This window comes from Micromonospora sp. NPDC002296 (assembly GCF_040296145.1).
Taxonomy (GTDB): Bacteria; Actinomycetota; Actinomycetes; order Mycobacteriales; family Micromonosporaceae; genus Micromonospora.
Map to the genome: position 1 here is coordinate 1 of NZ_JBEOWQ010000014.1, position 15,169 is coordinate 15,169.

Annotated in this window: 11 protein-coding genes and 1 pseudogene; 4 read left to right on the top strand and 8 right to left on the bottom strand. The window is 74.8% G+C overall.

The genetic code is table 11. From position 1 onward, the window contains the following. A pseudogene (locus ABT023_RS13790) lies at positions 1-635 on the top strand (hypothetical protein); the annotation flags it as partial. A 70-nt stretch (positions 636-705) separates the two neighbouring features. Here the strand turns inward: ABT023_RS13790 and ABT023_RS13795 are convergent. From ABT023_RS13795 to ABT023_RS13810, 4 genes are all read right to left on the bottom strand, one after another. Beyond that, positions 706-1,113, bottom strand: a complete 408-nt coding sequence (locus ABT023_RS13795; RefSeq protein WP_350885157.1) for a hypothetical protein — start codon at positions 1,111-1,113, stop codon at positions 706-708. Positions 1,114-1,188: 75 nt separating this feature from the next. Further along, on the bottom strand, positions 1,189-1,617 hold the full coding sequence (locus ABT023_RS13800; protein WP_350885159.1) for a hypothetical protein: 429 nt from the start codon (positions 1,615-1,617) through the stop codon (positions 1,189-1,191). A gap of 132 nt (positions 1,618-1,749) precedes the next feature. Continuing rightward, the gene (locus ABT023_RS13805) at positions 1,750-3,558 is read right to left on the bottom strand and encodes a DUF6311 domain-containing protein (protein WP_350885161.1); all 1,809 of its coding nucleotides are present in this window, start codon (positions 3,556-3,558) and stop codon (positions 1,750-1,752) included. Then, on the bottom strand, positions 3,516-5,498 hold the full coding sequence (locus ABT023_RS13810; RefSeq protein WP_350885163.1) for a DUF6311 domain-containing protein: 1,983 nt from the start codon (positions 5,496-5,498) through the stop codon (positions 3,516-3,518). The genes ABT023_RS13805 and ABT023_RS13810 overlap by 43 nt, the downstream gene beginning before the upstream one ends. 172 nt (positions 5,499-5,670) lie before the next feature. Between ABT023_RS13810 and ABT023_RS13815 the strand changes: the two genes are divergently transcribed. After that, a complete protein-coding gene (locus tag ABT023_RS13815; RefSeq protein WP_502890666.1) occupies positions 5,671-6,864 on the top strand; it encodes a hypothetical protein in 1,194 nt (397 codons plus the stop codon). A 165-nt stretch (positions 6,865-7,029) separates the two neighbouring features. Here ABT023_RS13815 and dxs read toward each other — a convergent pair whose 3' ends face one another. The 4 genes from dxs to ABT023_RS13835 form a co-directional block, all read right to left on the bottom strand. Next, complete coding sequence (gene dxs / locus ABT023_RS13820; RefSeq protein WP_350885167.1) at positions 7,030-8,988, bottom strand: 1-deoxy-D-xylulose-5-phosphate synthase; 1,959 nt, start codon at positions 8,986-8,988, stop codon at positions 7,030-7,032. A 71-nt stretch (positions 8,989-9,059) separates the two neighbouring features. After that, positions 9,060-10,223, bottom strand: coding sequence for an anhydro-N-acetylmuramic acid kinase (locus tag ABT023_RS13825; RefSeq protein WP_350885169.1), 1,164 nt, complete (start codon positions 10,221-10,223; stop codon positions 9,060-9,062). 6 nt (positions 10,224-10,229) lie between these two features. Beyond that, positions 10,230-11,561: a class I SAM-dependent RNA methyltransferase gene (locus ABT023_RS13830; protein ID WP_350885171.1), complete on the bottom strand. Its 1,332-nt coding sequence runs from the start codon at positions 11,559-11,561 to the stop codon at positions 10,230-10,232. Next, on the bottom strand, positions 11,558-13,630 hold the full coding sequence (locus ABT023_RS13835; RefSeq protein ID WP_350885172.1) for an APC family permease: 2,073 nt from the start codon (positions 13,628-13,630) through the stop codon (positions 11,558-11,560). Before ABT023_RS13835 ends, ABT023_RS13830 begins: the two co-directional genes overlap by 4 nt. A gap of 170 nt (positions 13,631-13,800) precedes the next feature. Here ABT023_RS13835 and ABT023_RS13840 point away from each other — a divergent pair, with 170 nt between their 5' ends. Both ABT023_RS13840 and ABT023_RS13845 read left to right on the top strand, forming a co-directional pair. Then, a complete protein-coding gene (locus ABT023_RS13840; protein WP_350885174.1) occupies positions 13,801-14,466 on the top strand; it encodes a potassium channel family protein in 666 nt (221 codons plus the stop codon). 2 nt (positions 14,467-14,468) lie between these two features. Continuing rightward, positions 14,469-15,158, top strand: coding sequence for a potassium channel family protein (locus tag ABT023_RS13845; protein WP_350885176.1), 690 nt, complete (start codon positions 14,469-14,471; stop codon positions 15,156-15,158). Positions 15,159-15,169: the final 11 nt, after the last annotated feature.

Genomic DNA, 15,169 nt, shown 5'->3' on the forward strand with positions numbered 1-15,169 from the left:
TGCCGGCCCCCCGTTCCTCGGCCGCCGGCACCACCGGCTCGGCGGCCCCGGCCCCGGCGCCGGCCGCCGGGGCCCGGACCGGCCCCGCCGCCGGGCCGGCCCGAACGCGCCGCTGGCTCCGCCCGGTCGGGTACGCCGCCGTCGCGCTCGCCGTGCTGCCGCTGGTGCCCCGGCCGCTGCCGGCCCAGCAGATCGACCCGCCGCCGCGCTTCATCACGGCCGGCGGCTGGCGGCCCTACGTGCCGGCGGGCCGGACCCTGGTGCCGGTGCCGATCCCCAGCAACGTGCACGGCCTGCCCACCCTGCGGTGGAGCGCGCTGACCGGGCACGCGTTCCCGATTCCCGGCGGCTACTTCATCGGCCCGAACGCCGACGGCGAGGGCGTCTTCGGCGCCCCGAACCGGCCGACCAGCACCCTGGTCTACTCCACGATGGACTCCGGCACGCTGCCGCCGCTGACCGACGAGAACCGCCGCCAGGCGGTCGAGGACCTGCGCTACTGGAAGGCGTCGGTGGTCGTGCTCGGCGCGCACCCCCGCGAGGCGGTCCTGCGCGACCTGATGACCGCCCTGCTCGGCCCGGCGCAACGGGTCGACGACGTCTGGCTGTGGGACGTCCGCCCGCTGGTCGGCTGAGCCGCCCACGGCCGTCCGGCGGCCCGTCCCCCGGGTGGGGGGTGGACCGCCGGCCGGGTGACGCGTGGGCTCAGCCGCAGTGGTCGTCCCACTCGATCATGCGGATGTACTTGTCGCCGACGATGCCGCCCCAGTCGACGCAGTCGTTCGGGGCGTACGCGTAGACCGGGCCGGCGTACTGGCTGTAGGTGCCCTCGTCCCTGACCCAGTTCGTGCCGGAGCGCTCCACCATCGCCGACATGAACTGCTTGGTGCCCGGGGTGTTGGTGACGGTGACGACGCAGTTCCAGCCGCTGTTGTACGTCAGGAAGATGGTTCCCCGGCCGTTGCCGGCGTCCATCTTGTCGATCACGGTGTAGCCGCTGCCGCAGGCGCCGTTGTAGGCGGCGGCCTGGGCCGGTGCGCCGGTGACGGCGACCGCGGTGGCGGCCAGCACGGCGACCGTGCCGACGCTCGCCAGCTTGTGGGTGACGCTCATGGGGGGTCCTCTCGTCGGATCTGGGTGCGGGGGCGGGCCGGGGCGCGGTCGGGCGCACCCCGGCCGGGGACGACGTCAGCAGACCGTGCTGGTCGAGCCGCCCGTGGAGTTGAGGTAGCCGGTGACGTGCGTGCAGTGCGAAGCGGTGTTGGCCGGCTTGCCCCACAGCTCCGCCCGGGTGGTGTTGTTGAGCTCGCCCACCCCGTAGTCCGAGCCGCTGTCCGTGTGGTCGATCACGTGGACGTACAGGTCCCAGTTCGAGTGGGTGTTGCGGTACTGCTCCCACACGTAGATGTAGGCGTAGTTGTAGCCGCAGCCGTAGTACTGCTTGACCGACGCAGCCTCCATGCCACCCACCGTCAGCACCCGGGTGGTGCCGATCTGGCGGACGCTGGAGCAGCTGGCCGGGGTGCTGGCCAGCGCCGGCGACGCGTTGACCAGTACCCCGGCGCCCGCGGCGGCGAGCGCGGCGGAGACGGCGAGGGCTCGGCGGAGGATAGCCATGGCGTCCTGCTTTCTCTGGTGGACCATCGTCGTCCGCCAGGTAACCAGGCGCCGGGTCGCGCTGACAGGTGGCGAAAGGGCCACCTTTTCCTCCCCTCCCCACCCACCCCGGGAGGCGGCCCCGCCCCGGCGTCAGCCCACCAGGCCGCGCACGTCCCACACCCAGGCGCCGTCGATCTCGCGGCCGGGGCCGACGAGCTGGTCGACGGTGCGGCGGACCGGGTCGCCCCGGTCCAGGCCGCCCTGCACCAGCACGGCGGCCCGCCAGTGGCGCAGGTCCACCGCCGCCTGCCGGCGGTCCGCGTCGGTCAGCACCGGCACCTCGCCGGTCTCGGCCACCCGGCGCAGCAGCAGGGCCGTCGGTCGGTCCGGGGCGCCCCAGCGGGCGGTCGGGTCGTCGGCGGCGCGGGGGCCGATGAAGTAGCCGCCCGGGGCGGTGAACGCCAGCCGGGTCCGGGCCGACCAGAACGTCGCCGGGCTGACCCCGGCCCCGGTCACCGGCGGCACGGGCACCAGCGTCCGGCCGGCCGGGACGTACGCCCGCCAGCCGCCGTCGGCCACGAAGGCCGGCACCGGCCACGCCGGCACGGTGCGGATCGGGGTGGGCGCGAGCGGGAGCAGCGCGGCGGCCACCGCGCCGCCCCAGAGCAGCCGCACCGGCGCCGCCGGCCCGCCGGCCCGACCGTCACCGGGGGCGGCGTCCGACCGGATCCGGTCCAGGGACAGGGCGACCAGCACCCCCAGCACCGGTACGCAGACCAGCGCGAACCGGGCCGGCACCACCAGGTCGAGCAGCGGCACCCCGGCGACGAGCCGGTACGGCCCGGGCAGCCCGGTCGACGCCCCGTCCACCCGGACGACCGTGCCGAGGGAGAACAGGGCGGCCACGGCCCCGACCACCGCCAGCGCCCGGACCAGCGGACGACGCCACAGCCAGATCACGATCACCACGGCGAGCACCAGCAGGCCCGGCCCGAAGAACGAGTTCTCCTCGGTCGGGTTCGGGGCCAGCAGGCCGGGCAGGTGGTCGTCGCCGAACACCGTCTGCCGGGCCGAGGCGGTGAACGAGGCTGCGTCGAGCCGGAACCCCGGCGCGTCGAACGGCATCCCCCGGTAGTGGCCCGGCCCGGCGAACTGGAACCACAGCGGGTACGCCAGCAGCGCCCCCGCCACCAGCGCGCCCACCCCGATCCGGCCGAGGAACGCGGGCGCCAGCCGGCGGGCCGCCGCCCGGTCGGCGAGTCCGTACGCGACGGCCAGCACGCCTGCGGCGAGCGCCAGGAACACCAGCACCTCCTCGCCGAGGAAGACCTGGTACGCCACCAGCAGCCCGAGCGCCACCCCGCGCCGGCCGACCCGGCCGGGGTCCGGCCGGAACACCAGCCCCAGGATCGGCGGCACCAGGAACTGGGCGGCCATGTGCGGGTGCGCCCCGGCCTGGGCGACCATGCCGGGGGCGAAGCCGCAGACCAGGCCGCCGACGGCGGCGGCGACCCGGGAGCCGACGAGCCGGCGGGCCAGCAGCACGTACCAGGCGGTGGCGGTGCCGGCGAGGCAGGCGACCACCGCCACCAGGAACGCCGGCTGGGTGCCGAGCAGCAGCGTCACCGGGGTCAGCGGCACGCCCAGCCCGAGCACCGAGGTGTTGGCCATCAGGTTGACCCCGTCCGGCGCGTTCAGGGCCGTGCTGTGCAGCGGGTTCTCCGGCCCGGTGACGGCGCGGGCCGCCCGGGCCAGCATCCACTCGAACAGCATCTGGTCGTTGTCCTGGTGGAACAGTCGATCGGGGTGCCCCCACTGCCCGCCGGTGAGCAGCACCGCCAGGCCGAGGTAGCCGGCGACCACCGCGACGTCGAAGCCCCGCACCCGCCGGGGACGGCGGCCGGCCGGGGCCGACATCAGGCCGTCGGGGCGGTCAGCGTCCGGACGTCCCAGACCCACACGTCCAGCTCGCGGCGCCCGGGGCCGACCAGATCCTCGACGGTACGCCGCAGCGGCTCCGCGTTGTGCTGGCCGACGGGGAGCACCAGGACGGCGGCCCGCCAGTGCCGCAGCTCGTCGAGGGAGCGGCGGCGCTGCCGGTCGTCCAGTTCCGGCGTCCGGCCGGTGGTGGCCACCTCCTCCAGCAGTTTGCCGACCCCGCTGGGCCGGCCGCCGAAGCGTCCCGGGTCGCCCGTGTTGCCGTTGCGCGGGGCGAGGAAGTAACCACCGGGGATCTTGAAGTCGAGGTTGGTGGACGCGGCCCAGCGCATCCCGTGGGTGTTGCCCATGCTGGGCACCGGGATCGGCACCAGGGTCTGGTCCGCCCCGACGTACTCGCGCCACCGGTCGGCGGTGATGAACTTCGGCACCGCAGGGCGCGAGGTGACCTTCAGCGGCATCGGCGTGATCGGCAGCAGCGCCAGCACCAGCGCGCCGACGCCGAGGGTGCGCACGGTACGGGCCTCGGCCGGCCGTAGCGACCAGATCCGCTCGACGGCGAGCGCCAGCAGCACGCCGATCACCGCCGTGGTGATCATCCCGAACCGGGTCGGCACCACCGCGTCCAGCAGCGGCACCCGCACCAGCAGCTCCCACGGGCCGGTGAACAGCTCCCGGTCCCACCAGGAGACCCGCTCGCCGAGCGAGAGCACCGCGAAGAACGCCCCGGTCGCGGCGAGCGCCCGGACCACCGGCTCGCGGCGCATCCAGAACACGATGCCGACGGACAGCAGCGCGAGGCTCCAGCCGAAGAAGGCGTTCTCCTCGGAGTAGTTCGGGGCCAGGTTGACGTTGGCCCGTTCGTTGCCGCCGAGGGTGGGCGAGCCCGGGGCGAAGAAGGCGGCGATGTCGTTGCCGTAGTCCCGGACCGCGTCGCTGAGCCCGTGGTACGCCATCGGCCCGGCGAACTGCACGTAGAGCGGGTACGCCAGCAGCGCCCCGGCCAGCACGGTGCACACCGCCACCGCGACGCCCAACGGCCGCCACGCCGCCGACCACAGCGCGGGCCGCTGCACCAGCACGGCGATCAGGAACACCCCGCAGGCCATCGCGGTGAAGAGCAGGATCTCCTCGTTGATGAACGCCTGCACGACCACGAGCAGGGCCAGCAGCGCCCCGTCCCGCATCGGCCGGCGCGACCGGGTGATCACCAGCACCCGCCAGACGATGAACGGCAGCAGGAACTGGCTGATGATGTTCGGGTGCCAACTGGCGTGCGAGAGCATCGCCGGGGAGAAGCCGCAGAACCAGGCGCCGACGGCGGCGGCCAGCGGGGTGCGCACCACGTGCCGGGAGAGCACCCGGTACCAGGCGGCGGCGGTGCCGGCGAGGCCGAGGGTGACCAGCACCACGAAGGAGACGGCCGGCCCGAAGAGCAGGGTCACCGGCACCATCGGGATGCCGAGCGCCAGGACGGCCGTGTTGGCCATCAGGTTGACCCCGTCGGGGAAGTTGAACTGGTCGGTGTAGAACGGGAACTCCCCGTGCAGCACCACCCGCACGCTGTGCGCGAGGAAGAACTGCACCTGCGCCGGGTCGCTGCTGTACAGCGACGCGACCCGGCCCGCCGGGTCGACCCAGATCCGGCTGGTCACCCAGAGCGCGGCGAGCAGGAACAGGCCGTACACGGCGAGGTCCCGCCGCCGGGTCGTCCACCGCGGGCGCCGCGTGCGGGCCGGCTCCGCCGTGGCCCGGGCCGCCTCCTCGGGCCCGGCATCGGCGTCGGCCGGCCCGGCCGGAGCGTCGGCGGGGACCGGAGTGGCGGCGGGGGCCGGCTGCTCGGTGGCCACGGGCCGCGCGGCGGCCGGCGGCTCGGCGGTCGCCCCCGCTGTCCGGGCGGCGGCCCCGCCGGGAGCGTCGGGAACCGGGGGAAAATCTCCACGGGGCTCGGCAGGGGTCACAGTCGGCGGAGTCTACCGGAGCCGGCGAGGGCCCTGAAATCACCGGGCGGTCCTATGTGGTCGGTCCTGCCGCAGCTCACGGGACGGCGCGAGGTGCCGGTCCGCGCGGTCCGGGCGTCTCGTACCATGTGGGGCGCGAACACGACCGGGCGACGCGATCGGGGGCGTACAGGTGGCTTCAGCCCGCCGGCGCGGCATGACGGCCACCACACTGCTCACCCTGCTGCTGGCCGGCACGGCCTGCGGGCCGGTGGCCGACCGGAAGCCGGACGTCCTCCCCGTCGGCTACGACAGCCTGGACGGGACGCTGCGGGTGTGGCCCGCGCGGGGGCGGCTGGCCGGCAACAGCACCGCGACGGCGGCGATCACCGAGGCGGTCCGGGCCTGGCGGACGCCGGCCGACGACCGCGCGCACCTGCCCTCGTCCGGGATCCTGTGGTCCGGTGAGGTGGACGGTGCCCCGCTGGCCCTGGTGGCCGCCGACGTCCCTGGCGAGAGCGCCTCGTGGCTGCTCCAACTGACCCGCGACGGCAACCGGTACGTGGTCGACCGGGCCAGCGAGTACACCGAGCCCGGCTACCTCGTCTACTCCGACGTGCTCCCCGTGCAGACCGGCAGCGGGCGTCGCTACCTGCTCTCCAACCGGGTGGAGCGACTGCTCAATCCCAAGGGCCGGGCGCTTTCCAGCCGGGACGGGCTGACCGACCCGGTGGACGTGCCGGCCTGCCGGGCCGTGGCGCTGACCGCGACGCTGCGGGCCACCCGGTCGCTGCCGCGCGGCCGGGCCGCCGACCGCATGCTCGACCTCGGTACGGCCACCACGGACCCGCGGTACCCCCTGGTCCGGGACGAGACCGGCTCGGGCCGGCGGGCGCTGGACGGCCTGGACACCTGCGTGCTCGCCGACGAGCAGGGCCCGTTCGGCAGCGTCCCCCGCCGGATCGGCGACCGGGACGCGCCCCGCTCGGTGCCGGAGTCCTGGCCGATGGCGAAGGTGAGCGTCCGCGCCCTGGGCGAGGTGGCGCTGGGCGGCGGCGACCCGGCCGACCTGGAGCAGCTGAGCTGGGAGACCGACGCGGGCACCATGACCGCCGTGGTGTACCGGCCGGCAGACGGCGGCGACCCGGTGGTCTCGCCGGCCGACCGGGCCAACACCCTGCAGGCGTACGTGCTGCCCGTGCCGGGCCAGCCGCTGGTGGTGCTGAGCTGGCGGTCCAGCCGGTACAGCTCGCTGTCGGTGCCGCCGGGCACCCCCCGGCTGGTCAACCGCCCCGGGCTGGTGGTGGTGCCACAGCCGGTGAGCAAGGCCACCTTCAGCCTGGCCGGCGCGGAGAAGACCTACTACCGCTCGGTCGGCGGTCGCTGACGCCGGGCCCGCCCCGGGCCGGCCTGGGTTGCCGGTGACCGGGTACCGGCCGGTGTACGCGCTGGCCCGGCCGCCGCGCCTCGTCGTAGCGCCCGTCGTTCGGGCACGCCAGGCGTCGGTAAGGGCCCCTTCCCGACGCCTGGCGTGAGGAGGGGCCCCTTACCTTCAGTTCTGCGCGGCGGTTCCGTGGCCGGCCGGCAGGCCGACCGGCTCGTCCTGCTGGGCGTCCAGGCGGGAGATCCACCCGGTGACGTCCCGGGCGATGTCCTGGGCGGTGAGGCCCAGGTCGGCGAGGATCTGCGCGCGGGTGCCGTGCGGGTGCCAGTCGGCCGGCACACCCAGGTCGCGCAGCGGCACCCGGACGTCGGCGTCCCGCATCGCCTGGGCGAGGGCGTCGCCGACCCCGCCGACGCGCACCCCGTCCTCGACGGTGACGACGAGGCGGTGGGCGGCGGCCAGCTCGACCAGCTCGGCGGGGACGGGCCGGACCCAGCGCGGGTCGACCACGGTCACCCCGAAGCCCTGCTCGGCGACCCGGGTGGCGACCTCCGTGCCGAGGTGCCCGAACGAGCCGATCGCGACCAGCAGCACGTCCGTGCGCGCCGATTCGGCCAGCACGTCGACCGTCCCGACCCGGCGCACGGCCGGCAGGTCGGCGGCGACGGTGCCGGTCGGGAACCGGACGATGGTCGGGCCGTCGTCCACGGCGACCGCCTCGCGCAGCTCCTCGCGCAGGGTCGCGGCGTCCCGGGGCGCGGCGATGCGCAGGCCCGGCACCACCCCGAAGACGGACATGTCCCACATGCCGTAGTGGCTCGGCCCGTCCGGGCCGGTGATCCCGGCCCGGTCCAGCACGAACGTCACCGGCAGCTTGTGCATCGCCACGTCGAGCAGGACCTGGTCGAAGGCCCGGTTGAGGAAGGTCGCGTAGACCGCCACCACCGGGTGCAGCCCGCCGAGGGCCAGCCCGGCGGCCGAGGTCACGGCGTGCTGCTCGGCGATCCCGACGTCGTACACCCGCCCGGGGTGCTTGCGGGCCAGCTTGGCGATGCCGGTGGGCTCGGCCATCGCGGCGGTGATGCCCACCACGTCGGGGCGGGAGTCGGCGATCGCGACCAGCTCGTCGGCGAAGACGTGGGTCCACTTCACCGAGGGGGCGGCGACCAGCTTGCCGGTCTCCACGTCGAACGCGCCGCCGGGGCCGTGCAGGCAGTCCGCCTCGTCCTCCTCGGCGGGGCGGTAGCCGTAGCCCTTGCGGGTCACCGCGTGCACGATCACCGGGCCGCCGAAGTTCTTCGCGGCCCGCAGCGCCGACTCGACCGCCTCGCGGTCGTGCCCGTCGACCGGGCCGACGTACTTGATGCCCAGGTCCTCGAACATCGCCTGCGGGGCGACCGCGTCCTTGATGCCCTTCTTGACCGCGTGCAGCACCTCGAACATCGGCTTGCCCACGAACGGGGTGTTGCCGAGCGCGTCCTTGACGGTGTCCAGCACCTTCTCGTAGCCGGGGTTGAGCCGCAGCGACGACAGGTGGTCGGCCAGGCCGCCGATCGTCGGCGAGTAGGAGCGGCCGTTGTCGTTGACCACGATCACCAGCGAGTTGCCGGCGGTGGCGATGTTGTTCAACGCCTCCCAGCACATGCCGCCGGTCAACGCGCCGTCGCCGACCACGGCGACCACGCTGCGCTGCTCGCCGCGCAGCGCGTACGCCTTGGCCAGGCCGTCGGCGTAGGACAGGGCGGTGGAGGCGTGCGAGTTCTCGACCAGGTCGTGCTCGCTCTCGGCCTGGCTCGGGTAGCCGGAGAGGCCGCCGCGCTGGCGCAGCTTGTCGAAGCCGTCCTGCCGGCCGGTGAGGATCTTGTGCACGTACGCCTGGTGGCCGGTGTCGAACAGGAGCCGGTCCCGGGGGGAGTCGAAGACCCGGTGCATCGCCAGGGTCAGCTCCACCACGCCCAGGTTGGGCCCGACGTGCCCGCCGGTGCGGGAGACCTTGGCGATCAGGAAGTCGCGGATCTCGGCGGCGAGGATGTCCAGCTGCTCGACGGTCATCCGCTTCACGTCCTGCGGACCCCGCACCGTGCCCAGCAGCCGGCCGTGGTTGGCCGTGTCCTCTTCAACGCTCATGAGCGAAGAGTCTATCGGCCGTCCGGTAGTCCGCAGCCCGGCCGGCAACCAGCCGTCTGACCGGGGGACAGTCAGGCCGTGATCACCAGCCGTCGGGGCGGGGTGACCGGCGGCGCGCCGCGGGCCGGTCCGGACGGCGTCCAGGAGCCCAGCACGGCCGCCTCCCGGGCCCCGGTGACCGACGGGATCGCCCCTGGCAGGCCGTGCCAGGAGAGCCAACCGAGCAGGGCGAACGCGTACGCCTCCTTGGCCTGGGTCGGCACCCCCAGCTCGTCGCTGGCGCGCAGCCGCCACCGGCCCTCGCCGAGCGCGGCCAGCCGGCCCCGGAGTGTGGGATTGCGCACCCCGCCCCCGGCGGCCACCACCTCGGCCACCCCGTGCCGGTCGCACTCGGCGGCGACCGTCCGGGCGGTCAGCTCGGTCAGCGTGGCCAGCACGTCGTCGGCGGCCACCGCCCCGCCGAGCGCGGCGAGCCGGTCGTCCAGGTAGCCGGCGTGGAACAGCTCCTTGCCGGTGGACTTCGGCGGCGGCGCGGCGTAGTACGGCTCGGCGAGCAGCAGCTCCAGCAGCCCGGCGTGCACCCGACCGGCCGCCGCCCGGGCCCCGTCGAGGTCACAGGGGCGGCCGAGGAACCGCCGGGCCGCCGCGTCGAGCAGCGCGTTGGCCGGTCCCACGTCGTACCCGAGGACCGGGGCGCCCGGCGCGACCACGGTGAGGTTGGCGATGCCGCCCAGGTTGAGCGCCGCCCGGGGCGGCCCGGCCCGGCCGCCCAGCAGCAGCGCGTCGAAGGCCGGCACCAGCGGCGCGCCCTGCCCGCCGGCCGCGACGTCCGCCGACCGCAGGTCCGACAGCACCGGTACGCCCACCCGAGCGGCCACCCGGGCCGGCGTGCCGAGCTGGAGGGTGCCCCGCGCCCGGCCGCCGTCGACCCAGTGGAACACGGTCTGCCCGGGCGAGACGACAGCGTCGACGCGCCCGCCGGCCAGCTCCACCCCGCGCGCCGCCGCCTCGGCGAACACCTCGCCGAGCCGGTTGTCCAGCCGGCAGACCGCCTCGATCGTGGTCGGGTTCGGCGGCAGCAGCGCCCCGATCTCCGCCCGCAGCCCGTCGTCGAGGTCCAGGCCGGCGTACCCCAACGGACGCAGCCGCAGGGTGTCCCCGTCGACCGTGAACTCCGCCGCGGCCACGTCCACCCCGTCGTACGACGTCCCCGACATCAGCCCGACGATCCGCACGACCGGCTACTCCCCGACGGCCGGCGGCAGCAGCAGCCCGACCACCTCGACGTGCTGGGTCATCGGGAACAGGTCGAAGCCGCGCAGCTCCGCCAGCCGCCACCCCGCCTCGGCGAACGTCCGCACGTCCCGGGCGAAGGCGGCCGGGTCGCAGGACACGTACGCCACGGCGCGCGGGGAGGCGGCCATCACGTCCCGCACCACCTGCGCGCCCGCCCCGGTGCGCGGCGGGTCCAGCACCACCAGGTCCACCGGCCCGATGATCCGGCGGCGGGCCAGCGCGGTCTCCACCCGGGCCGCCACCACCTCGACCCGGGGCAGGTCCCGCAGGTTCTCCCGGGCGGCGGCGACGCTCGGCGTGGCGGACTCGACGACGGTGACCCGGGTGTCCGGGCCGACCCGCCCGACGAGCGCGGCGGCGAACAGCCCCGCCCCGCCGTAGAGGTCCCAGGCGGACTCGCCCGGCTTCGGGGCGAGCAGGTCGAGCACGGCGTCGACCAGGGTGTCCGCCGCGGCCGGGTGCACCTGCCAGAAGCCGGACGCGGGCAGCGTCCAGTCCCGGCCGGCGGCCACCTCGCGGACCGCCGGCGGCCCGTCGACCGGGGTGGGCGCCCCGTCGGCCAGGGCCGTGACGGTGACGTCGCCGCCGGTGGAGGCCACCGTCTCCACCGCGTCCGCCTCGGGCCAGCGGGCCCCGCTCGGGGCGAGCACCGGCAGCTCCTGGATCGCCGGGTGGGCGATCAGACAGCGGTCGATCGGCACCACCTCGTGCGAGCGGTGCTTGAGCAGCCCGGCCCGGCCGGCGGCGTCGACCGCGTAGCGGACCCGGGAGCGCCAGCCCAGCGGCCCGCCGGGCAGCGCCGCGACCCGGACGCCGAGCCGGTCGATCTCGGAGTCGGTGAGTCCGGCGAGGCGGCGCAGCTGCTCGCGCACCACCGACGCCTTCCAGTCGAGCTGGGCCTGGGGCGAAACGTGCTGGAGGTCGCAGCCGCCGCAGCGGCCCGGCCCCGCGTACGGGCAGGGCGGCTCGACCCGCTCCGGGGCGGCGTCGAGCACCGTCACCGCGTCGGCCCGGACGAACCCCCGGTGCACCTCGGTGACCTCGGCCACCACCCGCTCGCCGGGCAGCGCGTGCCGGACGAAGACCACCTGGCCGTCCACCCGGGCCACGCAGTGCCCACCGGGGGCGACCGCGTCGACGGTCAGCTCGACCCGCTCGGCCTCCTCCAGCCCGCGCCGCTCCCCGTCGCCCGGTCCGGCGTCCGGCAGCCCGGCCTCCTCCAGCCCGGCGTCCAGCGGCCCGGGCCGGTCGCCGTCGCCCACGTCCACTGCGGTCATCGTCGGTCTCCCTCGATCGGGGTGCTCTCGCCGGGCGGGACGGAGGCCACCGGCGGCGCCGGCGGCGGCAGGGTGCTGCGCGGGGCGACCCGGGGGCCACGGGCGGGGCCCCGGCTCAGCGTCGCGTCCAGCCGGTCGAGGTTCTTGCCGGCGGTCGACGCGAGCTGCCACGGCACGCTGGTCACCATCACGCCCGGCTCGAACAGCAGCCGCCCCTTCAGCCGCAGCGCGCTCTGGTTGTGCAACAGGTTCTCCCACCAGCGCCCGACGACGTACTCGGGGATGAAGACCGTGACCACGTCACGCGGCGACTCCCGGCGGGTGTTGGCCACGAAGTCGAGGATCGGCCGGGTGATCTCCCGGTACGGCGAGTCGATCACGGTCAGCGGCACCGGCAGTTCCCTGCGCTCCCAGTCGGCCTGAAGGTGCCGGGTGTCCTTCTCGTCGACGTTGACCGTCACCGCCGTCAACGTGTCCGGCCGGGTGGCCCGGGCGTACGCGACGGCCCGCAGGGTCGGCTGGTGCAGCTTGCTGACCAGCACGATGGCGTGGTTGCGGGCGGGCAGCACGCCCCGGGCCTCGGTCGGCTCCAGCTCGGCGGCGACCCGGTCGTAGTGCCGGCGGATGGCCAGCATCAGCACGTAGATCAACGCCATCGCGACGATGGCGATCCACGCGCCGAGCAGGAACTTGGTGATCAGCACGACGACCAGCACCGCGCCCGTCATCGCCATGCCGAAAGTGTTGATCGCCCGGGACCGGATCATCCGCCGCCGGGCCTGCGGGTCCCGCTCGGTGCGCAGGTGCCGGTTCCAGTGCCGGATCATGCCGGCCTGGGAGAGGGTGAACGAGACGAAGACGCCGACGATGTAGAGCTGGATCAGCCTCGTCACCTCGGCCTGGAAGCCGACGATCAGCACCACCGCGAAGACACCCAGCAGGATGATCCCGTTGGAGAACGCCAGCCGGTCGCCCCGGGTGTGCAGCTGCCGGGGCAGGTAGCGGTCCTGGGCGAGGATCGAGCCGAGCACCGGGAAACCGTTGAACGCGGTGTTCGCGGCCAGGAAGAGGATCAGCGCGGTCACCCCGGCGACCACGTACAGCAGGATCGACCCGGACCCGAACACCGTCTCCCCGAGCTGGGCGGTGACGGTCTTCTGCACGTACCCGTCGGGGCCGGAGAGGATCTGCCGCGCCGGGTCCTCGACGAACTGGAGGCCGGTCAGCCGGGCCAGCCAGATGATGCCGACCAGCATGCTCACCGAGATGGTGCCGAGCAGCAGCAGGGTGGTGGCGGCGTTGCGACTCTTCGGCTTCTTGAACGCCGGCACCCCGTTGGAGATCGCCTCCACGCCGGTGAGCGCGGCACAGCCGGAGGAGAAGGTCCGCAGCAGCAGGAAGATCAGCGCGAACCCGGTGACGCTGTGCTCGGCCTGGATCTCCAGGCCGGCGCTCGGGGCGTTCAGGTCGTGGCCGAGGACGAAGACCCGGACCAGGCCGGTCAGGATCATCCCGCCCATCACGATCACGAAGCCGTACGTCGGGATGGCGAACGCGGTGCCGGACTCGCGCAGGCCGCGCAGGTTCACCGCGGTGAGCAGCACCACCGCGGTGACCGCGATGAGCACCTTGTGGGTGGCCACGAACGGCACCACCGAGCCCAGGTTGGCCACCCCGGAGGAGACCGACACGGCGACGGTGAGCACGTAGTCGACCAGCAGGGCGCTGGCCACCGCGACGCCGGCCCGGGGGCCGAGGTTGACCGTGGCCACCTCGTAGTCGCCGCCGCCGGAGGGGTAGGCGTGCACGTTCTGCCGGTAGCTCGCCACCACCGTCAGCATCACCACGACCACCGCGAGCGCGATCCACGGCGAGAAGATGAACGCCGACGCGCCCGCGATGGACAGCGTCAGCAGGATCTCGTCCGGGGCGTACGCGACGCTGGACAGCGCGTCGGAGGCGAAGACGGGCAGCGCGATGCGCTTCGGCAGGAGGGTGTGCTGAAGCCGGTCGGACCGGAACGGTCGACCGACGAGGAGCCGCTTCAGCAGCGAGGTGGGACTGGCCACAAGCGCTAAGGGTACGACCACCGGCCCGCGGTCGCCGGGGGTGGCGGGGCGCGGGGTCGTGGGAGGGCGCGGTACCGTCGTCCCCCGCCTGCGACCAGGACGTGGCAGGCTCGCAGTCGAACAGGTCACCGGCGAGGCCGGGCGGGTGCGCGCACCTTGGGAGGGACACCGTGCATGTCGTGATCATGGGCTGCGGCCGGGTCGGGTCGACCCTGGCCCAGAGCCTGGAGTCCCGGGGGCACTCGGTGGCGGTCATCGACCAGGACGCCGACGCGTTCCGCCGGCTCAGCCCGAGCTTCGCCGGCGTCACCGTCACCGGCGCCGGCTTCGACGGCGAGGTCCTGCGGCAGGCCGGCATCGAGCGGGCGGACGCCTTCGCCGCGGTCTCCAGCGGCGACAACTCGAACATCATCTCGGCCCGGCTGGCCCGCGAGACCTTCGGCGTCTCCCGGGTGGCCGCCCGGATCTACGACCCGCGCCGGGCGCAGGTCTACGAGCGGCTGGGCATCCCCACCGTGGCCACCGTCCGGTGGACGGCCGACCGGATGCTGCGGCACCTGGTCCCCGAGGGCAACGTGGAGATCTTCCGGGACCCGACCAGCACCGTGTCGATCATCGAGGTGCCGGTGCACAAGGACTGGATCGGCCGGCCGCTGCGGGCCGTCGAGGCGGCGGCCGGCGCCCGGGTGGCGTACCTGTCCCGCTTCGGCATCGGCACCCTGCCCACCGGGTCCACCGTCGTGCAGGAGGGCGACCAGGTCTTCATGCTGGTCACCGACGACATCATGACGTCGGTCACGTCGGCGGCGGGGAGCCCGCCGGAAGGAGCGCACTGAAGATGCGGATCGCCATCGCCGGCGCCGGCAACGTGGGCCGCTCGATCGCCCAGGAGCTGATCGACAACGGCCACCAGGTGATGCTGATCGAGCGTCAGCCCCGGATGCTGCGGCCGGACCGGGTGCCCGCCGCCGACTGGGTGCTCGCCGACGCGTGCGAGCTGGCCAGCCTGGAGGAGGCCGACATCGCCGGCTGCGACGTGGTCGTCGCGGCGACCGGGGACGACAAGGTCAACCTGGTGGTGTCGCTGTTGGCCAAGACCGAGTTCGCGGTGCCCCGGGTGGTGGCCCGGGTCAACCGGGCCGAGAACGAGTGGCTGTTCACCGAGCAGTGGGGCGTCGACGTCTCGGTGAGCAAGCCGCGGGTGATGGCGGCACTCGTCGAGGAGGCGGTCACCGTCGGCGATCTGGTGCGGCTGATGACGTTCCGTCAGGGCGAGGCGAACCTGGTGGAGATCACCCTGCCGCCGACCGCCCCGTACGTGGGGCAGCCGATCCACGCGGTGCCGATCCCCCGGGACGCCGCCCTGGTGGCGATCCTGCGCGGCAAGCGGGTGCTGGTGCCCAGCCCGGACGACCCGATCGAGGCCGGCGACGAGTTGGTCTTCGTCTGCACCGCCGAGGTGGAGGACGAGGTCCGCTCGGTGATCCTCGGCCCGGACAGCGTCGAGCGGACCCGCGGCGCGCGCTGAGCGGCCGGTCG

Bases quoted from the DNA above. Each gene is read 5' to 3' on its own strand.
- ABT023_RS13795 (WP_350885157.1), bottom strand. From the start codon at position 1,113: ATGAGCGTCACCCACAAGCTGGCGAGCGTCGGCACGGTCGCCGTGCTG.
- dxs (WP_350885167.1), bottom strand. From the start codon at position 8,988: ATGAGCGTTGAAGAGGACACGGCCAACCACGGCCGGCTGCTGGGCACG.
- ABT023_RS13830 (WP_350885171.1), bottom strand. From the start codon at position 11,561: ATGACCGCAGTGGACGTGGGCGACGGCGACCGGCCCGGGCCGCTGGAC.
- ABT023_RS13845 (WP_350885176.1), top strand. From the start codon at position 14,469: ATGCGGATCGCCATCGCCGGCGCCGGCAACGTGGGCCGCTCGATCGCC.
- ABT023_RS13800 (WP_350885159.1), bottom strand. From the start codon at position 1,617: ATGGCTATCCTCCGCCGAGCCCTCGCCGTCTCCGCCGCGCTCGCCGCC.